Source organism: Ochrobactrum sp. A-1 (assembly GCF_022488005.1).
Taxonomy (GTDB): Bacteria; Pseudomonadota; Alphaproteobacteria; order Rhizobiales; family Rhizobiaceae; genus Brucella.
The window spans coordinates 278,875-298,506 of record NZ_JAKVQC010000003.1 but is presented as its reverse complement, the minus strand read 5'-3'; the positions used below and the strand labels follow the sequence as shown (position 1 = coordinate 298,506).

Here is a 19,632-nt window from a genome sequence, read left to right as displayed (position 1 = left end):
AATGGAAATCGGACTTTTCAGTCAAACTGCCGGTTACTTCGAAGCCACCGCGCCAGACGGCGCCGAGCTTGTCTCGCTGGAAAACGGCGTGTTGACATTCAAACTCGTCGACGAAAGCGAGCAATCCGTCACGACAATTGCCGATGCTGTTGTAATTCCCAAAAAGCCAGACGGCCCGCATGAATGGAAAGAAGGCGAGTGGGTGGCTACCCCTGCCCCAGACCTGACACCGGACGAGAAGCGTGCCGCAATGCCACCTTTGCAAAAATGGCGTGTCGACACAGTCATCGATTTAGAGCCGGGACTTCGAGAGAAAATAGGCGCTGCCATTGAGGGAATGCCAGAACCGAACAGAACAATAAGCCGAAATAAACTGGCGAGCGTGATGGAATTTTATCGCACCGACCCGCTGTTTGATCTGATTGGCAGCGATCCTACCATTGCGAAAAACCCAGATGACATTGATGCAATGTGGGAAGCTGCGGCGGCGTTGGAATAGGCTGCGGCATCAATTCAGTAGACTGCTTCTGGCCTTCGCCTATAAACCTACATCGGAAACAAAATCTGGCGGGGCACAATGGCGGGCGAAAAGAACCTCACTTCTGGAGGCAGAATTGACTTTCCCAATACGTTGAGGGGCGTTGCCGCCTTAAGCGTAATGATTGACCATTACGCGGGATTTTATATCGGAGATCGTGGCTTTCTTTCTGAAATGATCCACGCTCCGATACTGTCAACGCAAGAGGTTCCGGTCCCCGCCTACCTCGAATTGCCGTCGATTTTGCCGACCATAATTTACGGCTCATTCGGGGTTGCGCTTTTCTTCATCATAAGTGGCTTTGTGATCCCGCTTTCATTGGCGCGAGAAACCAGGTTGACTTTTGCAATCAGCAGAATTTTTCGTATCTACCCGACCTATATCGCGGGGTTTGGAATAACTGTGGCATCGATCTATCTCTCCACGAGATATTTCGGATTGGCTTGGCCCTTTGGTTGGGGTATCGCACCGCATTTTATACCTGGCTTGAGAGAAGTCTTTCGCGTTCCTAACATTGATTGGATAATCTGGACGCTTGAGACTGAAATTAAGTTTTATGTCGTGTGTGTTTTGCTCTTGCCGTGGCTGCGTAAGTCGTCGCTGTGGGTGTTTGCCTTCCCAATATGCCTCGCTGTCTTTGGTTTTCTGCTGTCTCTTAAACTAGCCGAATGGAAAGATACGGCTTACATTACTTATCACCTTGCTTATGAGGTAATAATGGGCGCTCCGTATCTGGTGTATATGTTTATCGGGGTTGTGTTTAACTTCCTTTATCGCAAGGTATTGAGTGTCCCGGTGGGCTTGGTAATCATATCGGCTATATTTATTTGCTTCGTTTATGGAATACGCCTCGGGCCAAAGCCTGAGTTTGCAATCGTGAGCTGGAGCTATGCCTATGCAATTCCTCTATTTGGCTTTGCAATGCTGTTCCCGCGTGTCTTCCGGTCTAATGCGGTCGGCGATTTTTTTGCAAGTATTTCCTACCCGCTGTATGTCGTTCACGGGATCACGGGCTATGTCGCGCTGCGAATATTGTCCGATCTGGGTGCGGAACCTTGGCTTGCACTCCTTATCGTTACGCCCTCAATTTTCGCGTTGGCATGGTTGCTTCATAAATTCGTAGAAACTCCTACTCGTTTGTTTGGTAAGCGGGTTGCTGCGCAATTGGAGGTAGCTTTCCCATCCCGAAGGACGGCTGGTTAAAGCCGCCCGACAGCTACAAGCTAGCCATCTGCATTAGCCGCCTCCGGGCGGCTTTTTCTTTGCCCTAACCGACCCCGCTGCGGGGCGTCCTCATTATTCGCAAGCCCGGCCATCGCGCCGGGCTTTGTCATTTCCACGGAGCTGATCCAATGACAGACATCTATCTTCACGGCGTCGAAACGGTCGAGCAGAACAACGGCCCTCGCCCGGTTGAAACCATCGACACCGGCATCATCGGCCTGATTGGCACGGCGCCTGACGCCTCCGATGATCTCTGGCCGCTTGATACCGTCGTCCCGATCTACGGCGCAAATGGCGAAGTCGAGGGTCTCGGCGCTGCCGGTACGCTGAAGGATGCCATCGATGGCATCTTTGATCAGGCGTCTCGTGTTTCGCAGACGATCCTTGTTGTCCGCGTTGAACCCGGCGCGAACATCAACGAGACCATGTCGAACATCATCGGCAACTCGACGACTTACAAGGGCATGCACGCACTGCGCACTGCGCAGAGTGAGCACGGCCTGAAGCCGAAGCTGCTGATTGCACCGGGCTTCACCTCGTCCCGTCCGACCGATGGCATCGCGACCATCTCGGTTACGGAAGGCGGCACGGGTTATACCTCGGCCCCGACTGTGACGATCACCGGTGGCGCTGGCTCTGGCGCTGAGGCCGTTGCAACGATCAATTCGACGACCGGCGTTGTCGACGAGATCGTCATCACCAAGCCGGGCTTCGGCTACACGTCCGCACCTACGGTCACCCTGACCGGTGGCGGCGCAACGGAAGCCTCAACCGCAACTGCGACGGTTGGTACTGTGGCAAACCCGGTAACGGTCGAGCTACTGACTCTGGCGAACCGTTTCCGCGCTGGCGTGATCAAGGATTCCACGGCGACCAACACTTCGGCTGCCATTCAGGATCGCCTGGATTACGACACCGACCGCCTTCTGATCGTCGAACCAATGGTCAAGGTGTTCAAGGATGCGGCGGCTGTGAACGAGCCCGCTTCGGCCCGTGTGGCTGGCCTGCAAGCCCGTGTTGACTACAGCGAAGGCTTCTGGGTTTCCCCGTCGAACCACGTTGTGGAAGGCATCGTCGGTATCTCCCGGCCGATCGACCATTCGATCACCGACCCGGCGGCTGAATCGCAGCTCCTCAATAAGAACGCCATTGCCGCAATCGTGCGTGCACCGAGCGGTGGCTTCAAGCTGTGGGGTAGCCGGGTGCCTTCGTCGGACTCGTTGAAGAACTTTTGGTCGGTGCGCCGTGCACACGACACGATCATCGACTCGGTCGAGATCGCTTCGGAAGCCTTCATCGACAAGCCGTTCAGCCTCCAGAACCTGACCGACATTGCGGAGACCGTGAACTCGGCACTGCGTCGTTGGGCGGCTATGGGCGCAACGCTCGGCGGTCGTGTGTGGTTGGATTCCAGCCTGAACACCAAGGAAACCTGGGCCTCCGGTCACCTCTACATCAGCTACGACGCTGAAGCCCCTGCTCCGATTGAGCACATCACGTTCATGTTCTCGCGCAACACCGGCTACTACACGGTCCTTGCCGAGAATGCCGCTCGTGAGATCGCCCGTCTGGCTGGCACCGCCCTTCAGACGGCGTAACACAACCTCCCGCGCGATAAGGAGAAATTCCAATGCGGCATATTTTGCAAGGCTTCACCATGTTCCTGGATGGCCTCGACTTCGGTATCGACACGGAAGAGGTGGACCTGCCTCTTCCCCGCCCGATGACTCAGGACTATCGCGGCGGCGGTATGGACCTTGGCGTCTCTCAGGCGATGTCGGCTATCGAAGCGCTCGAAGTCACCGTGAAGATGGCGGGCCATAATCCCGACATCATGAAGCGCATGGCGCTCCGTCCGGGCCGGACCACTCGTGTCACGTTCCGTGGCGGTGTGCTCCGTGAGCTGGACGGCGGGATCGACGCGCACGTCTGCATCGTCGAAGGTCAGATCAACGGCAGCTCCCGTGATCGCTGGCAGCGTGGCGAAAAGGGCGGTGTCGAGTTCGTGATGAACAGCATCAAGTACATGCGTTACGAGACCGGCATCGACGTTGTCCACGAGCTTCAGGCGTGGCCTCCGAAACGCATCATCAACGGCGTGAACCAGCTCGCCGAACTCAATCAGGCGCTCGGCTACTAAGCCGGGCGTTTTCTTTTCAGGAGAGTGGTTATGAACCAGGTCACGAAGTCTCTCAGCCGAGAGGAACTCGCGAGGGTGGAAGCTCGCAATGCAGAAGCCAAGACATTGCAGGAGGCCGTTGCAAAGCAGCCTCCTCGCTTTGTCGGTGACGGCGCACGACGGGAGATGGTCGTGTCTCTCGACTTCCCTGTCGAATACGAAGGTGTCGTCTACCGCGAAATTACTGTCCGCCGCCCGATCATGAGGGAGTGGCGAGACTACCTTCAGGAGTGCGCCGAGGCTGTGAAGGAACATGGCAAGGGGGCCGACGAAAAGGTCGACATGCCATGGGTGAGCGCGCCGGCCGTTGTCCTCGAGAGCCTCGACTTTGTCGACGCATCCCGTGTGGAGGCGGCGCAAGAAGGTTTTTTCGCACAGTCAACGTTGCCCCGAGAGGAGGCTACGGAGACCCCATCCCCGCAAGAATAGACGCTTGGCTGGCTATCTCCTTCAAGGTGATGCGTGAAACCAGCGGCGGGGTAACGTTTGAATCCATTCTGGAAATGACGTTTCCTCAGCTTGTCGGGCTTTGGGAAGAGGCTATCCAGATAACGTAGGTGGATAGTCATGGCATCTCGGGTAGCCACTCTTCGTCTTCAGCTGATCGATTCCGTCAGCGGCCCATCCAAGAAGTCAACTGAAGCACTCAAGGGGCTCGAGTCCTCGATTGCCAAGCTTGGGAAGAACGGTGTTGCCGGGGCCAAGAACCTCGGCAGCCAGCTCGACTACTTGCGCCGGAAGGCTGCAGCAGTCGGCAACTTCAAGGACCTGCGGCGCGGCACAGCGGCAGCGTTCGGCGAATTTCGGACAGCTCGCACCCGCGTTAAGGAGTTGGAAGCCGCGCTCGCGTCGGTGACCAAGCCCACGGCAAAGCTGAATGCCGACATGCGGTCGGCACGTTCTGCACTCAAGGCAGCGACGACAGCATTCCAGGAACAGCGAGCCGCCGCACGTTCGGCAGAGCAATCGCTGAGATCATTTAGCATCAACAGCAAGAACGGCATTGGTCAGTCTCAGCGCGCTATCCGCGATCAGTTGGCCCAGACCATCCGCAAGATGCGCGAGATGGAGCGGGAAAACCGCAAGCAGCCTCCGGCCAAGCCGCCACGACCTGGACGCTCTGGCCCCTCGGTAGGTGGCACGATCGCTGGCGCAGCTGGTGGCTATGCTGCTGTCCGTGCTGGCGGTGTGGCACGCAATGCGTTCATGGACACAGTGTCCTACGATCAGGCGACAGCCTACCGTGACGCTCTTGGCTACGACATCTTCAGCGCCGCGGACAAGGCAAGGATGAATGCGCAGGCCGAGAAGATCGGTTACGAAACCCGCTTCACGAATGCCGACGTCGTTCAATCTCAGGTGGGTGTGCTGCAGGGCGGTATCCGTGATGCGAATACTATCATGAATCTGCTCGGCCCGATCACTGACTATGCTCTGGCGATGAATGTCACTCTGGAAGAAGCAACGGAAACCATCCGAAGCTCGACGCAGATCCGCCAGATCCCGATGAACGACCTGAAGGCCGTGCAGAAGTACGTGGACAACCTCGTATGGATGGCGAAGAACGGCGGCATGGACGACAGCGACGTCCGGCAATATGTTCGCTATGGCGGCGGCGCCATGAAGAGCGTCGGATTGTCGGAGCCTGTTGCCAACGCTATGGGCGTTGTCCTCCGCCGCGCAGGTTACAAGGGTGATGAAGCTGGTGTGTTCTCGCGTACCGCAGCGGCGAAGCTCGGCGCACCAACCAACCCCGGCCGTATCGCTCTCCAGAGTATGGGCCTTAATTTCGATGACTACGTGACGCAGCCGGAAGCCTTCAAGGTGGGCGGCATTGCAAAGATGATTCAGGAAAACTTCGGTGTCCGGGTCAACAAAGAAATGCAGGATGCTATCACCAAGTACATCGATGAGGGCACATTCCTCAATGAAGATCTCGGTGAAGAGATGCCGGTCGGCAGTGACCGCGGCATGTTTACCTCCGGCATCATGGAAATCCTGGAACCGTTGTTCGGAAAGATGTCGGCAAAGGACAAGAAGGACGTTGCCAAGAAGCTTGGCGATTTCCACAAGTTCAGTGCCGAGAGCATCGACTCCGAGCGCCTACTCATGGACATCCTGAAGTCAGACCCGACGATCGCTCAGCTCAATGCGTTCTTTACGCAGAGGCAGGGTGCTCGTGCTGGCGTTCTGTCTGACCGCTTCCCCGAGTTTCAGCAGACCATCGGGCTCATGCAGAACACGCCGGAAGGCATCACCAACAAGATCGGGGTTAAGGCGAACGAAGGTCTCTACGGTGACTACACTCGCGCGACGGGTGCCGTGGAAACGGCGCTCATCAAGATCGTGAGCGATTGGGAAAAGCCGATCAGCAGCGTCCTCAAGTCGGTTGACTGGCTTGCTTCTGAGTTCACTCAGTTAAGCACCACCACGCGCCGGGTTATTGAAGCACTAGGTGCCCTCGCCCTTGCTGCCGGTGGCTACGCTGCCATGAGTGCGGGTCGAGGGTTACTCGCTCGAATCCTTGGCGGCGGCGGAGGTGCTGTAGGTACGGCAGGTGGCGCGGCCGCTGGAGCGGCTGGCGGCGGACTCCTGAGAGGAGCCCTCAGACTTGGCGGACGGGCAATAGCCAGTCCGCTTGGTGCCGGTGCGCTTACGGCTACGGCTCTTAACCAGACCGACCCAGAGGGCAACCTGTGGGGACTGACGAGCGGCGTTGACGCATGGGTGGAAAAGCACACTGGCATCAACCCGTCGAACGTTCAGCTTGGTCGCAAGCGCACACCGCAGGAAGCTCTCGAGGTCGACATCTCGCAGCAGACCGCACAGTGGCCGATTGCTGCTCAGCAAGGAATCCGGGAATACATCGGCGTGCTGATGACCGGAGGTGCCGAGGCCGAAGCGAAAGCTCAGGCCACGGGTGAGCAGATCAAGGAAGCGCTGACCGTCAACGGTGCCCTGACGATAGACACGAGCCAGCTTGAAAGAGCCCTCGGTCTGGCCCGTCAGTTCGCCACGGTGGCACGCGGTGGCTCTGCAGCGGTTTCCTCGTCGGGTGGGTCACTTGATCCAAAGCTTGACGGCAAGCGCGCTGGCGGCGGCCGTGTGAAGGCAGGTGGCCTGTACCAGATCAACGAGAAGGGGCAGGAACTTTTCGCGCCGGGTGCGGACGGGACGATCATCCCGAACCACAAGATCGGTGGGGGCGCTGTCACTGTTCATGCTCCGATCAACCTCGGCGGTATCACCGTGGGAGCTGGTGCAGATGCTGCCAGTGTTAAGGCCGCAGTCCAGCAAGGCGTTGAACAGGCTCTTGCTCAGCTTGACGCAAAGCTTTCCCGCTCACTTGAAACGACCTGGAGCAACCTCGCTTACGGAGATGCATGATGCTTATGGCATGGGGACCGTTCCGGTTCACCGTACCGAACTACTCGGTCGAAACGATCAGCCGGTCCCTGTCGCCGCGCATGGAGGAGCAGCCTATCATTGGCGCCGCTCCTCTTATGCATCGCCTTGGTCCCGGCGCTGAGGAGATAACCCTCAGCTCAACCTTTCACCCCCGGCATTTCAATGGTCGGGGGCTGAGTCAGCTCGCGGGTGTAAGAGAGGCTGTCAATGCGCAGCTCCCTCTTCACCTTGTCCATGTTAACGGAGCTGGACAGAACATCTTCGGCATGTGGCTGGCGACGTCGATCAGCAATGAGGAGACGACGTTCGACAATGCAGGCACGCCGCAGACCGTGACGGTCAGCTTGAAGCTGAAGAGATACGATCAGTCAGCGGCGCGCATGGCGGCGCTGTCTCTGGCGGCTGGCGGGATCTCACTCAGCCTTGGCATCGGATCGAGCGGTTCGTTCAGCGCATCTCTGAGGCTTGGGTTCTAATGCCGGTTCCTAAATTCTCGATCAGCGCCAATGGCGTGGATATCACAGGTCGGATCGCCGGATCTGGCGTAACCATGACGATTACGGACGGCGTCGGGTCCAAGTCGGACACACTGTCCATTGTGATTTCAGACGTTGACGGATCTGTCGCCGCACCGAAAACGGGAGCGATCCTGAATCCAGTCGGTGGCTATGAAGGCAAGATGAGAGACTTCGGCCAATTCTCTGTGGACTCTGTCGTCTTCTCTGGCTGGCCTCAGCAGATCACGATTCAGGCGAAATCCGTTGCCGCCAAAGAGCTCGCCAAACAGCGAGACCCGAAGGCGTATCCGAAGAAAGACTTCGCAACCTACGGCGATATATTCTCGGACGTGGCCGGGAGAGTCGGACTATCCCTTATGATCTCCGATAGCGTCAAAGCGACGGTCAACGTCTACGAGGCCCAGACCGAGGAGAACTCGCTGGAGTTCTTGGCCCGCATTGGCGACAAGCTGAATGCATCGGTTTCGGTTAAGGCTGGACGTCTCGTGGTTATTGCTCGCGGAGAGGGTCAGGCAGCGAGCGGTGTGGCTCTTCCGAATGTGGTAGTGGCGCGCGGTTTAAACCTCTTGAAATATTCCGTCACGGAGAAAGATGAGCCCCGGCATTCAAAGGTGGAAGCATCTTACTACGATCGGAAGAAGAACAAGAAAGAGTCCGTCGAAGTATCGACCGGGCTTGATGGGCCGACGTTCACAATCCGTACACCGCGTCAGGACAAGGATGAAGCTGAGCGTTCTGCGAAGGCCCATGCTAAGAAGCTCAACCGGGACAGCGGTGACGCCACCTTCGAGATTAACGGTGAGCCTTTCGCCCAGGCGGAAGCAAACGCTGTCGTCAGCGGGTGCCGCTCGAATGTGGACGGGGTCTGGTCGATCAAGACAGTCACTCACAACTTCTCAGCCAGCGGTGCATACACAACGTCGCTGTCCTGCACGAAGCCGAATGACAATAGCGGCTCTGGCTCCAGCTCCGGCAAGTCTTCCTCCTCGTCTGCTTCGTCGTCCACGAAAACAAACCCTGCTGGCGCAGTACCGAGATCCGGTCTCGAAACTGGTGCGCCAAGCCTGACCGGAGATACCGGGTCCAACATTGGATAGGAGGCGGCAATGCTCAACCGTATCGTGACGAGCATCACCGGCGAGAAGGTCTACATCACCATCGACGGCGATGTGGTCGACGCCATCGCCTACAAATATTACGGCAAGCACGGTAAGAACACCGAGGCTTTGCTGGAAGCCAACCCAGATCTTTTCGCTTACGGCCCGGTGCTTCCGGCCGGGCTGAGGATCATCCTCCCCACCATCTCGCAGGAAGAACAGGCTCAGTCGTTCAAGACCCTGTGGGACTGATCGTCGTCCTCATGGGCTGACGTGTCCCTGCCTGCTCCCCTTTCCACCCGGAGCAGGTGGGGAACCTTTTCATATAATCGGAGATTTCAAGATGTCGCTCGTATCGGCGCAATGGATGCCGGCTGTCTCGATGAAACGCATCATCTGTCACTGGACGGCTGGAACAAACAAGGCGAACGCCACCGACAAGAAAGCCTACCACCTTCTGATTGAAGGCGATGGCACCGTCGTCAAGGGCAATGCATCCATCGCCGACAACTCCGGCTCTCTCAAGGATGGCTATGCGGCGCACACCCTGAATTGCAATACGGATTCCATCGGCGTCTCCATGTGCGCCATGGCCGGTGCGGTCGAGTCTCCGTTCAAGCCTGGCTCATATCCGATCACGAAGGAACAGTGGGCGGCGTTCATCAAGGTCGTCGCCGAGCTGGCTGCCTTCTACAAGATCGCAGTCACGAACAAGACCATCCTGTTTCATGCGGAAGTGCAGGGCAATCTCGGCATTACGCAGAAGAATAAGTGGGACGTCACCCGGCTGGTGTTCGAGCCGTCGGTCGTAGGCGCTGCCGCTGTAGGCAGCAAGATGCGATCTGAGGTCTTGGCTGCAATGTCCGCACCCCCGGAAGTGGTCCTCGTGCCGATCCCCGTAGGAGCCATTGCCATCACCTCGACCGGGGCGAAGACGAGTAGCGTGAAGGGACAGGCGGCCAACGGCAGCCTTCCTTCTGGCACGACCGTCGAGGTCATCGCTGTCGACGGCAACAGCATCCAAATCGAGACGCCAGCCGGATACCTCGTGTGGGCAAGCCGGGCAGACTTCCAAGTTGTCAACGGCCCGGCTGTCGAGAACGGCGCAAAGCCAGACCCGAAGCGACAGAAAATCGCAGATATCCGCAAGCTTCTCGATGATCTGGAAGCTGACCTCGCCTGACCAATCAGCTGCCATGGCGGCTCAATTAGGAGTAACTCCCTTGAACTATTCCATCAAAGCACTGTCCGCCTATGTCATCATCGCGATGGCAGGGGCAGCAATTATCCTCGTTGGTGCCGTCGCCGGTGCCTTGGCGCAGGATGCTTCCACCTCAGTCCCCGTCTCCTCCATCGTCGACATCTTCATGCCGTATCTGATGGAAGCTGCCTACGCTCTCATCGCGGCCGCAGTGGGCTGGCTTCTCGTGAAATGGACCAAGCTTACAGGTCTGAGTATCGAGGCAAGCCATCGAGACGCCCTGCAGACTGCGCTCAAAAATGCGGTGAACTTCGGTCTCAATAAGCTCGAAGATAAAGCCGACAAGGCGTCCATCGATGTTAAGAGCGCCGTGCTCGCCGCCGGGATCGACTACGTTCTCAAGTCCGTGCCGGATGCGGTCAAGTTCTTCGGGCTGACGCCAGAGCGCCTGGGTGATCTCCTTGAGGCGAAGCTGCAAGTCTACCCGGCCGTCGGCGAGTTGGTGCCATATGACGAGAAGTCAAAGGGCGAAGGAGCTGCCGGTGCTTGAGGCCGTTCTTTCGGTACTGGCCGGGGCTCTCGCCTCGCTGATCCGAGATCTGTTTAAGGACTGGAGATATGAGCGAAGTCTGAAGGATCTCGGCGCCGCCGTCGCCGTGAGCGAAATATCAAAGCAGTTGCAGGGCAAAGCCGATGAGCAACATGAAAATGACATGGCCGATAGGGGCACTGCTTCTGATGTCGCTCGCAGGCTGCGTGACCGCATCGGGACCGCAGGGTGAATTGGCATTGGGGCGGGCGTGTCCTGCCCCGACGCCGCTGCCGAGGCAACAGGCAATACTCAGCTACCTTGAAAAGGCCGTGCCCTCCAAGGAGCTCGATGTACTGGCGACTGAGTGGGAGCGGCTCGACGAAGGTGTAAGAAGGGCGCGGGAATAATGGGCGATTTTTTCAAAGAGCAAATGGGCTTCATCCTGGCGACTGCCGGGGGGCTGATCGTCTCAGTCATGTCGTCGGAGCGTCACTCGTTCGTGGTCGCCATCACGCGCGTGGCTGCCGGTCTCTTCTGCGCGACGGTCTTGGCGGATCCATTTATTGATTTCATGCAGCTCGAACCGGGGACGTATCGCAACGGCGTCGCTGGACTTTTTGCAATGATGGGCTACGCGCTCACACGGTTCACCGCGAACATTGACGGCAATACGATGCTCGATTTCATTCGCGCGCTCAGAGGTGGAAAATGACGACACCTGCGGAATCTTCACGCATTGGCGACAAGGTCTTCGGGTGGGTGGTGCTGATCGCCTTCCTCGCTTTTCTCGTTCACCGGCCGGTGTTTCGACTGATCGAGGATATCAGCATGACCCGTGAGGAGCTTGTAATACAACTCGTGCCCAGGGCCATGACGGAAACGGCGGGTTATGCCTGCCGTGCCCTTCACGCCCCTCCGTAGGAAAACTGCAATTCTCTTAATCCTCCCAAGGATACGCCCCGCTGCCGAAAGGTGGCGGGGATTTTTTGCGTTTTACCGGTCTGCTTTTCTGGCTTTTCCACAGCCGAAGAAACCCGTGGATAATACCAACCGTCCGTGGGACACCGGGATGCTATCTTATTGAAACGTATTGCGTGAAATTAATTACACGTGGGACACCTAAACCCACCTTTTCCGGGCTATGCGGCGACTTTTCAAATCTTCTCGACCGCACCATCTTCTTTCAAGAACAATTTAAAATGCTTTCCCCGCAAGGGGTTACAGCTATTTCTTGATTAGAGATATTCGCTTCCTATCGATGCATTACAAACAAAAAACGCGCCCTTCGATGAAGAGCGCGTCTGGCTGATGACACTATTCCCGATCAGTTTTTACCGATTTCTGAAAGAATGATGTTGCTGTGTTCTCCAAGCTTCGGCGAACGCTTGTCGAGCTTCAATTCTGCATCGGAGAAACGAATGGGCGTTCTCAGGCCGGGAACGCCTTGCGGATCAATCTTCATTGCCCTTGCCTCGAATTGCGGGTCTGCGAATACATCGGCTACCGTATTGATCGGACCGGCTGGCACGCCGATTCTAGCGAGTTCGGCCAGAAGATCGTCGCGCTTCCAAGCACGTGTCTTTTCTTCCAGAAGTGCTGTCAGAGCAGCTCGATTGGCCACGCGCGCCGAGTTGCTAACGAAACGCTCGTCGGTGGCGAGGTTACCAATGCCAAGCAACGATGTCAGTTTTCCGAACTGTCCGTCATTGCCGCAGGCGATGATGAAATAGCCGTCGGAAACGGGGAGCGTCTGATATGGCGCGATGTTCGGATGCGCATTGCCCATTCGCTTTGGCGAAACACCGGATGCCAGAAAATTCATGGCCTGATTGGCAAGGACCGCAGACATGCAGTCGAACAGCGCCATATCGATATGCTGGCCGGTGCCGGTGCGCTCGCGCATGATGAGTGCGGACTGGATCGCAATCACGCTGTAAAGCCCTGTAAAAATGTCGGCGAAAGCCACACCGATCTTTTGTGGCTCACCGTCAGGCTCGCCGGTGAGATCCATGATGCCGCCCATGCCCTGAATCATGAAATCGTAGCCTGCGCGCTCCGCATATGGCCCGGTATGGCCGAAACCGGTGATCGAGCAATAGATCAGGCGTGGATTGATAGCCTTCAGGCTCTCATAGTCGAGGCCATATTTGTCGAGACCGCCCAGCTTGAAATTCTCGATGACCACATCGGCGTCAGCCACAAGCTGGCGCACCAGTTCCCTGCCCTCGTCGGTGCGGAAATCGGCCGTGATCGAGCGCTTGCCGCGATTGCAGGCGTGGAAATAGGCCGCTGATTGTTCGCCTTCCACATCGATAAATGGCGGGCCCCATTTGCGCGTATCGTCGCCTTCAGGGCTTTCCACCTTGATGACATCTGCTCCAAGATCAGAAAGCGTCTGCCCTACCCATGGCCCGGCAAGAATGCGCGCCAGTTCTACCACCTTGAGACCGTCAAGCGGTGTATTCTGCATTTTCAGCAATCCCGTACAAAAATAAAGAGGCCCGCCCGCGAACTGCGAACGGGCCCGAATGGAAGGCTTGCGGTACAGCGATCAGAAGAAAGCCTGAATGCCGGTCTGGGCACGGCCCAAGATCAACGCATGAACGTCATGCGTGCCTTCATAGGTATTTACCGTTTCCAGATTCTGTGCGTGGCGCATGACATGGTATTCGATCTGGATGCCGTTGCCGCCGTGCATATCACGCGCTTGACGGGCAATATCGAGCGCCTTGCCGCAATTGTTGCGCTTGACGATGGAGATCATTTCCGGAGCCATCCTGCCGTCGTCGAACAGACGGCCGACGCGCAAGCTTGCCTGAAGGCCAAGAGCGATTTCGGTCTGCATATCAGCCAGCTTCTTCTGGTAAAGCTGCGTACCGGCCAGCGGCTTGTCGAACTGCTTGCGATCGAGGCCATACTGACGGGCACGGAACCAGCAATCTTCTGCAGCGCCGAGGACGCCCCAGGAAATGCCATAACGGGCGCGATTGAGGCAGCCGAACGGTCCCTTGAGACCGGAGACATTCGGCAGAAGTGCATCTTCCGAAACTTCGACACCATCCATGACGATTTCGCCGGTGATCGATGCGCGCAGCGAAAGCTTGCCGCCGATTTTCGGCGCAGAAAGGCCCTTCATACCCTTTTCAAGGATGAAGCCGCGAATGGCGTTGTCATGCGCGGCTGACTTTGCCCAGACGACGAACACATCCGCGATTGGCGAATTCGAAATCCACATCTTCGAGCCGCTGAGGCGATAGCCGCCGTCTATCTTTTCGGCGCGGGTCTTCATGCCCGCCGGATCGGAGCCAGCATCCGGCTCGGTCAGGCCGAAGCAGCCGATCAATTCGCCGGAAACAAGGCCCGGAAGATATTTCTTGCGCTGTTCGTCCGAGCCATAGGCATAGATCGGATACATCACGAGCGACGACTGCACGCTCATCATCGAACGATAACCGGAATCGACGCGCTCGACTTCACGCGCCACCAGACCGTAGGCAACATAGCCCGCATTGGCCGCGCCATATTCTTCAGGAAGCGTCACGCCCAGAAGACCAGACTGCCCCATCAGGCGGAACAGTTCCGGATCGGTCGTCTCGTCCAGATAGGCCTTTTCAACACGGGGCAGCAGAACATCCGTCGCGAAAGCCTTGGCCGAGTCGCGGATCATGCGCTCGTCTTCGGTCAGCTGGTCATCCAGCAGAAACGGGTCTTCCCAGCTAAAAGCCGCACGTGACATCAGTGTATTCTCCTCAATGAAAATTTGCAGGAAATATGAACCGTGCCGAAGTTCGGTGCAATCGACGTTTACTCATCGATCTATTCCATTTAGTAATGGATCATGACTTCGATATCGCGACGCCTGCTTCCCTCCACCAGTGCGCTTGCCGCCTTCGATGCGGTTGCGCGGCATGAAAGCTTTTCGGCGGCTGCCGAGGAACTGTCGCTAACGCAAGGCGCCGTGAGCCGACAGATTGCAGCGCTGGAAGAACAGCTTGGAACCGCGCTGTTCGACCGCTCAAGCCGTCATGTGGTTCTGTCCGATGCTGGCCGCGCCTATCTGAAGTCCGTGGGGCCAGCGCTTGCTTCCATTCGTGCCGCTTCGCTACAAGTCATGTCGCAGATGCGCGGCACCACACTCAATCTCGCGTTTCTGCCGACATTCGGGACACGCTGGCTGATACCGCGCATACCGCGTTTCGTGACAAAGTATCCGGATATTATTCTCAATTTTGCGACGCGTATCGGACAGTTCGATTTTGATCGCGAAGGGCTGGATGCGGCGATCCATATCGGAAAGCCGGACTGGCCCAACGCCGATAGCGTCTTTCTGATGGATGAAACGGTTGCGCCTGTCTGCAGCCCCGCTTTTCTCCAGCGAAACCCGGTTCAGGCTCCGACCGATCTTCTGCCGCTCCCTTTGTTCAACATGGCGTCACGCCCCGGCGCATGGGATCACTGGTTCAAAAGCCTCGACATCGCGGCCCCGGTTTCTCCGGGAATGCGCTTCGAGCAGTTCTCGAATGTATCTCAAGCCTGCATAGCCGGTCTCGGTGTGGCGCTGATGCCGCTGTTCCTCATTCGTGCTGAGATAGAAAGCGGCCAGCTTGTCGTTGCCTGTCCGCATACGGTCAAAAGTCCGAGCAGCTATTATTTTGTAACGCCGAAGGCTCGTTCGAGCACTCCGGCAGTATCTGCATTCCGGGACTGGCTGCTGACCGAAATCAAAGGCGAGAGCAACCGGTCAGGTGACGGGCTAGCCGATTGACCGGCTTGCAATCTCGTATGAATGCAGGCGCTTCTTGTGATCATGGATCATGCCGGTCAACATCAGTTCATCGGCGCCAGTGCTCTCTGCAAATGTCCTGATGCCCTTCGCCACAGTCTCCGGTCCACCGACCACGCGGCATGACAACATCTGGCGAACAAGTGCCTGTGCCGCTGGATCAAGCCGCTCCATATAGCCTTCGACTGGCGCAGGCAGCTTGCCAGGGCGACCGCTGCGCAGATTGACGAAAGCCTGCAGCTGCGACGTGAAGAGATAGTTCGCCTCTTCGTCCGTATCCGCTGCAATCACATTGAGGCCCAGCATCACATAAGGCTTCTGCATATATTCCGATGGCTCGAACCGCTCGCGATAAAGCGCAATGGCGCGTTCCATCTCCGCAGGCGCAAAGTGCGAGGCGAATGCGTAAGGCAGCCCCAGCATGGCGGCAAGCTGCGCGCCGAACAGGCTGGAACCGAGAATCCAGACGGGCACGTTCAACCCCTCGCCCGGCACTGCGCGCACACGCTGGCCGGGTTCCGCCGGTTTGAAATAATTCAGCAACTCGACCACATCCTGCGGAAAGGCATTCGCGTCACTGTCGAGGTTGCGACGAAGCGCATGAGCGGTAATCTGGTCGGTGCCTGGAGCGCGCCCAAGACCGAGATCGATACGCCCCGGAAACAGGGAAGCCAGCGTGCCGAACTGTTCTGCAATCACCAGAGGGGCGTGGTTGGGCAGCATGACGCCGCCAGCGCCGACACGAATGGTCGAGGTTCCGTTGGCGACGTAGCCGATAACCACGGATGTGGCGGCACTGGCGATGCCCGGCATATTGTGGTGTTCGGCAAGCCAGTAACGGTGAAAGCCGAGCCGTTCGGCATGTTGCGCAAGTTCCAGCGTGTTGTGCAGCGATTGCGCTGCATCGCTACCTTCGGGAACGGGCGAAAGATCGAGAACGGATAAGGGTATCATACTGGCTCATATGGGTTGGAACGCAGCGTTTGCAACGTCGGAAATAATAAAGGGCGACCCATTTCTAGGCCGCCCTTCGTTATTGGTTCAACGCAAGTTTCAGTGATGTTGGGTCGAAACCGCTTCGGTCGGTTCGCCGCCCTCTTCCGGCGACGCAACATATTCGCCTTCCACATCCTTCTTGGCGATGAAGGTGTAGAACATCGGCACCACGAACAGCGTGAAGATCGTGCCGATCACGATACCGGTGAAGATCACGAGACCCATCGAGTAACGAGCGGCTGCGCCAGCACCCGTTGCGATGATGAGCGGCACAACGCCAAGCGCCATTGCCGCCGTGGTCATCAAGATCGGGCGCAGGCGGGTTTCAGCCGCGACGATGATCGCGTCCCGGCGGGAAAGACCATGCAGACGGCGTTGCTGATTGGCGAATTCCACCATCAGAATACCGTGCTTGGTAATCAGCCCGACAAGGGTGATAAGACCAACCTGCGTATAGATGTTGAGCGTACCGAGACCGATATTCAGCGGCACAATAGCACCGAAGATCGACAGTGGAACCGACATCATGATGATGAACGGATCGCGGAAACTTTCGAACTGCGCCGCCAGCACGAGATAGATCACGATGACGGCGAGGCCGAAGGCGATCAGGATCGTGTTGCCCTGCTCCACTTCCAGACGTGACTGACCGGAATAATCCAGGAAGAAGCCTTCCGGCATCTTGGATTTGGCCAGATCGACCAGAGTTTGCAGGCCCTGCCCTGTTGTGACGCCCGGCAACGGCAATGCTGAAATCGTTGCCGAATTCAGCTGATTGAACTGCTCGATTGCCGCAGGCGAAGCGTTCTGGCTGATCGTGATGACTGAAGACAGCGGTATCATCGAGCCGGATACGCTGCGCACATAGAAATCGCCGAGCTTTTCCGGGTTCGAACGATAGCTATCTGGCACCTGCGTGATGATGTCATAGCTGTTCGAATCGCGGTCGAACTTCGCGACCGATGCGCCACCGGTCAGAAGACCAAGTGTCGAACCGATATCGCTGATCTGCACGCCCAGCGTCGCCGCGCGGTCACGGTCGATTGTGATCGTGATCTGCGGTGCGTTGAAGGAGAGCGAGTTCTGCACGATGATGTACTGGCCCGAAGCCTGCGCTTCGTTCTTGATTTCTTCAGCCAGTGCGAAGACCTGATCGGCCGGGCCAGTCGACTGCAGGGCAATCGAGATCGGCAGACCGCCGCCTGTTCCCGGCAGGGATGGAGGCGCGAAGATGAAGGCTTCGACACCTGCGACCTTGGATATGCGTGCAGTCAGGTCCTCCTGAATCTGCTTCTGCGAACGGGTACGCTCGTTCCAGTCCTTCAGAACCCACAGCGCGATACCCGATGTCGTGCCGCCGTCCATGCCGACGATCTGGAAGCGGGTCTTCAGTTCCGGAAGATCCTTGGTCAGTTCATCGATCTGTTCGGCGTAGAGGTTTGTATAGGCCGAGGTTGCATATTGTGGAGCCTGGAACATTGAGAACAGCGCGCCGGAATCTTCTTCCGGTGCCAGTTCGCTCGACGTGTTCATGAACAGGAATCCAGTCAGCCCCATCAGCGCTATAACGATCATCAGCGTGATGCCGCGATAGTTGAGCGAGTTGGAAACGCGGCGATGGTACCACTTCTCGAAGCGCGAGAAGGTCCGGTCGATGAACTTCTGGAACCGTGTCTGGTCGCCATGCTTGAGCATGCGCGCGCACATCATCGGCGAAACCGTCAAGGCGGCAATACCAGAAATGATAACGGCACCGGCCAGTGTGAAGGCGAATTCACGGAACAGAGCGCCCGTCAGGCCGCCTGTGAACCCGAGCGGAGCGAACACCGCCGCCAGCGTGATCGTCATGGCGATGATCGAGCCGGTGATTTCCTTCATGCCCTTGAACGCGGCATCCATAGGCCGGAGGCCCTCTTCGATATGCCGGTGTATGTTCTCCAGAACCACGATGGCGTCATCGACCACAAGGCCGATAGCGAGAACCATGGCAAGCAGCGACAACAGATTGATCGAGAAGCCGAGTGCATAAAGGAAGAAGCACACGCCGATCAGCGAGATCGGGATCGTGACAATTGGAATGAGCACCGAACGGAACGACCCGAGGAAGACGATGATGACCAAAATCACGATAGCCACGGCTTCGCCGATGGTCGTGAAAACTTCCTTGATCGAAGAGCTGATCTGCTCGGTCGCATCATAGACGAGAACAAGTGACATGCCTTCCGGCAGCGATGCCTGAATAGACGGCAGTTCCTTGCGAACCGCAGCCGCCATGTCGATGGGGTTTGCCGCCGGTGTCGGGAAGACGCCGAGGAAGGTACCCGCCGAACCGTTGAACGAAACGATAGTGTCCGTGCTTTTTGCCGCCAGTTCGACCCGCGCCACATCACGCAGACGAACGACGTCGTCTCCCGAAGCCTTGATCGGCATGGCGCCGAAGGCTTCCGGGGTCTGCAAGGTCGACTTCAGCGTGATCGAAGACGCCACATATTCGTTCTTCGTCGTGCCCGGAGCCGACAGGAAGTTGGAGGCCTTGATTGCCGCCAGAACTTCCGGTGCCGTGATCTGGCGGGCCGCAAGCTGGATCGGATCGAGCCAGACGCGCATCGAATAGACCTGACCGCCGAGAATCTCAGCCTTCGCAACGCCCTGAATGGTGGACATACGCGGCTGGATAACGCGCTCCAGATATTCGGTGATCTGTTCGCTCGTCATATTCGGGTTCTGCGCTGCCAGATACATGGTAGCGAAGTTCTGGCCCGTTCCCTTGACGATGACCGGATCGTCGGATTCGTCCGGCAAGTCGCCGCGAACCTGATTGACCTTGGCGATAACTTCCGTCAGCGCCGCATCCGGGTTTGCACCGAGCTTCATCTGCACGGTGACCGTGCTCGAAGATGGACGGCTCGAAGACGTCACATAGTCAATGTTTTCGGTGGTTGCGACTGCTTCTGCGATCGGTGCGGTGATGAAGCCCTGAATGAGATCGGCACTTGCACCGGCATAATTCGTCGTGACTGTGATGACGGTTTCGTCGACCTTCGGATATTCGCGCACCGTCAGCTGCGCGATACCCTGAAGGCCCAACAGAATGATCATGAGGGCGACCACCGTGGCAAGCACGGGGCGCCGGATGAAAATATCGGAAAAGCTCAT

General features: G+C 57.5%; 19 protein-coding genes. 15 read left to right on the top strand and 4 right to left on the bottom strand.

Annotation, left to right across the window (positions count from 1 at the left end):
* Position 1 precedes the first annotated feature (1 nt).
* The 14 genes from MKS82_RS03025 (at position 2) to MKS82_RS02960 (ending at position 11,618) form a co-directional block, all read left to right on the top strand.
* A complete protein-coding gene (locus MKS82_RS03025; RefSeq protein WP_240578319.1) occupies positions 2-499 on the top strand; it encodes a hypothetical protein in 498 nt (165 codons plus the stop codon).
* A 78-nt stretch (positions 500-577) separates the two neighbouring features.
* Positions 578-1,741 carry an acyltransferase family protein gene (locus MKS82_RS03020; protein WP_240578318.1) on the top strand — a complete coding sequence of 388 codons (1,164 nt, stop codon included), beginning with the start codon at positions 578-580 and terminating at the stop codon, positions 1,739-1,741.
* Between the two features lie 149 nt (positions 1,742-1,890).
* The gene (locus tag MKS82_RS03015; protein ID WP_240578317.1) at positions 1,891-3,360 is read left to right on the top strand and encodes a phage tail sheath subtilisin-like domain-containing protein; all 1,470 of its coding nucleotides are present in this window, start codon (positions 1,891-1,893) and stop codon (positions 3,358-3,360) included.
* A 32-nt stretch (positions 3,361-3,392) separates the two neighbouring features.
* Positions 3,393-3,902, top strand: coding sequence for a phage major tail tube protein (locus MKS82_RS03010; protein WP_240578316.1), 510 nt, complete (start codon positions 3,393-3,395; stop codon positions 3,900-3,902).
* A gap of 30 nt (positions 3,903-3,932) precedes the next feature.
* Complete coding sequence (locus tag MKS82_RS03005; RefSeq protein ID WP_240578315.1) at positions 3,933-4,370, top strand: hypothetical protein; 438 nt, start codon at positions 3,933-3,935, stop codon at positions 4,368-4,370.
* Positions 4,371-4,508: 138 nt separating this feature from the next.
* A complete protein-coding gene (locus tag MKS82_RS03000) occupies positions 4,509-7,328 on the top strand; it encodes a phage tail tape measure protein (RefSeq protein ID WP_240578314.1) in 2,820 nt (939 codons plus the stop codon).
* On the top strand, positions 7,325-7,825 hold the full coding sequence (locus MKS82_RS02995; protein ID WP_240578313.1) for a phage tail protein: 501 nt from the start codon (positions 7,325-7,327) through the stop codon (positions 7,823-7,825). The genes MKS82_RS03000 and MKS82_RS02995 overlap by 4 nt, the downstream gene beginning before the upstream one ends.
* A complete protein-coding gene (locus MKS82_RS02990) occupies positions 7,825-8,964 on the top strand; it encodes a phage late control D family protein (RefSeq protein ID WP_240578312.1) in 1,140 nt (379 codons plus the stop codon). Before MKS82_RS02995 ends, MKS82_RS02990 begins: the two co-directional genes overlap by 1 nt.
* 9 nt (positions 8,965-8,973) lie before the next feature.
* Positions 8,974-9,216, top strand: a complete 243-nt coding sequence (locus MKS82_RS02985; RefSeq protein ID WP_240578311.1) for a tail protein X — start codon at positions 8,974-8,976, stop codon at positions 9,214-9,216.
* 91 nt (positions 9,217-9,307) lie between these two features.
* A complete protein-coding gene (locus MKS82_RS02980) occupies positions 9,308-10,147 on the top strand; it encodes an N-acetylmuramoyl-L-alanine amidase (protein WP_240578310.1) in 840 nt (279 codons plus the stop codon).
* Positions 10,148-10,187: 40 nt separating this feature from the next.
* A complete protein-coding gene (locus MKS82_RS02975) occupies positions 10,188-10,715 on the top strand; it encodes a hypothetical protein (RefSeq protein ID WP_171380115.1) in 528 nt (175 codons plus the stop codon).
* A 143-nt stretch (positions 10,716-10,858) separates the two neighbouring features.
* The gene (locus MKS82_RS02970; RefSeq protein WP_171380116.1) at positions 10,859-11,104 is read left to right on the top strand and encodes a hypothetical protein; all 246 of its coding nucleotides are present in this window, start codon (positions 10,859-10,861) and stop codon (positions 11,102-11,104) included.
* Positions 11,104-11,409: a hypothetical protein gene (locus tag MKS82_RS02965; RefSeq protein WP_140019465.1), complete on the top strand. Its 306-nt coding sequence runs from the start codon at positions 11,104-11,106 to the stop codon at positions 11,407-11,409. Before MKS82_RS02970 ends, MKS82_RS02965 begins: the two co-directional genes overlap by 1 nt.
* On the top strand, positions 11,406-11,618 hold the full coding sequence (locus tag MKS82_RS02960) for a hypothetical protein (RefSeq protein WP_140019466.1): 213 nt from the start codon (positions 11,406-11,408) through the stop codon (positions 11,616-11,618). The genes MKS82_RS02965 and MKS82_RS02960 overlap by 4 nt, the downstream gene beginning before the upstream one ends.
* A gap of 403 nt (positions 11,619-12,021) precedes the next feature.
* Here the strand turns inward: MKS82_RS02960 and MKS82_RS02955 are convergent, their stop codons facing one another.
* Positions 12,022-13,167 (bottom strand): CaiB/BaiF CoA transferase family protein, encoded by a 1,146-nt coding sequence (locus MKS82_RS02955; RefSeq protein WP_109987849.1) that lies wholly within the window; start codon positions 13,165-13,167, stop codon positions 12,022-12,024.
* 81 nt (positions 13,168-13,248) lie between these two features.
* Positions 13,249-14,433, bottom strand: a complete 1,185-nt coding sequence (locus tag MKS82_RS02950; RefSeq protein WP_167522189.1) for an acyl-CoA dehydrogenase — start codon at positions 14,431-14,433, stop codon at positions 13,249-13,251.
* A 102-nt stretch (positions 14,434-14,535) separates the two neighbouring features.
* Here MKS82_RS02950 and MKS82_RS02945 point away from each other — a divergent pair, with 102 nt between their 5' ends.
* A complete protein-coding gene (locus MKS82_RS02945; RefSeq protein WP_109987847.1) occupies positions 14,536-15,462 on the top strand; it encodes a LysR family transcriptional regulator in 927 nt (308 codons plus the stop codon).
* Here MKS82_RS02945 and MKS82_RS02940 read toward each other — a convergent pair.
* Together MKS82_RS02940 and MKS82_RS02935 are read right to left on the bottom strand one after the other, a co-directional pair.
* Positions 15,451-16,434, bottom strand: a complete 984-nt coding sequence (locus MKS82_RS02940) for an LLM class flavin-dependent oxidoreductase (RefSeq protein WP_109987846.1) — start codon at positions 16,432-16,434, stop codon at positions 15,451-15,453. The two genes, MKS82_RS02945 and MKS82_RS02940, sit on opposite strands and share 12 nt — an antisense overlap.
* Positions 16,435-16,533: 99 nt before the next feature.
* On the bottom strand, positions 16,534-19,632 hold the full coding sequence (locus MKS82_RS02935; protein WP_109987845.1) for an efflux RND transporter permease subunit: 3,099 nt from the start codon (positions 19,630-19,632) through the stop codon (positions 16,534-16,536).

Coding starts and splice junctions, on each gene's coding strand:
- MKS82_RS03025 (WP_240578319.1), top strand. CDS start 2: ATGGAAATCGGACTTTTCAGTCAAACTGCCGGTTACTTCGAAGCCACC.
- MKS82_RS03020 (WP_240578318.1), top strand. CDS start 578: ATGGCGGGCGAAAAGAACCTCACTTCTGGAGGCAGAATTGACTTTCCC.
- MKS82_RS03015 (WP_240578317.1), top strand. CDS start 1,891: ATGACAGACATCTATCTTCACGGCGTCGAAACGGTCGAGCAGAACAAC.
- MKS82_RS03010 (WP_240578316.1), top strand. CDS start 3,393: ATGCGGCATATTTTGCAAGGCTTCACCATGTTCCTGGATGGCCTCGAC.
- MKS82_RS03005 (WP_240578315.1), top strand. CDS start 3,933: ATGAACCAGGTCACGAAGTCTCTCAGCCGAGAGGAACTCGCGAGGGTG.
- MKS82_RS03000 (WP_240578314.1), top strand. CDS start 4,509: ATGGCATCTCGGGTAGCCACTCTTCGTCTTCAGCTGATCGATTCCGTC.
- MKS82_RS02995 (WP_240578313.1), top strand. CDS start 7,325: ATGATGCTTATGGCATGGGGACCGTTCCGGTTCACCGTACCGAACTAC.
- MKS82_RS02990 (WP_240578312.1), top strand. CDS start 7,825: ATGCCGGTTCCTAAATTCTCGATCAGCGCCAATGGCGTGGATATCACA.
- MKS82_RS02985 (WP_240578311.1), top strand. CDS start 8,974: ATGCTCAACCGTATCGTGACGAGCATCACCGGCGAGAAGGTCTACATC.
- MKS82_RS02980 (WP_240578310.1), top strand. CDS start 9,308: ATGTCGCTCGTATCGGCGCAATGGATGCCGGCTGTCTCGATGAAACGC.
- MKS82_RS02970 (WP_171380116.1), top strand. CDS start 10,859: ATGAGCAACATGAAAATGACATGGCCGATAGGGGCACTGCTTCTGATG.
- MKS82_RS02965 (WP_140019465.1), top strand. CDS start 11,104: ATGGGCGATTTTTTCAAAGAGCAAATGGGCTTCATCCTGGCGACTGCC.
- MKS82_RS02960 (WP_140019466.1), top strand. CDS start 11,406: ATGACGACACCTGCGGAATCTTCACGCATTGGCGACAAGGTCTTCGGG.
- MKS82_RS02955 (WP_109987849.1), bottom strand. CDS start 13,167: ATGCAGAATACACCGCTTGACGGTCTCAAGGTGGTAGAACTGGCGCGC.
- MKS82_RS02950 (WP_167522189.1), bottom strand. CDS start 14,433: ATGTCACGTGCGGCTTTTAGCTGGGAAGACCCGTTTCTGCTGGATGAC.
- MKS82_RS02945 (WP_109987847.1), top strand. CDS start 14,536: ATGACTTCGATATCGCGACGCCTGCTTCCCTCCACCAGTGCGCTTGCC.
- MKS82_RS02940 (WP_109987846.1), bottom strand. CDS start 16,434: ATGATACCCTTATCCGTTCTCGATCTTTCGCCCGTTCCCGAAGGTAGC.
- MKS82_RS02935 (WP_109987845.1), bottom strand. CDS start 19,632: ATGAGCTTTTCCGATATTTTCATCCGGCGCCCCGTGCTTGCCACGGTG.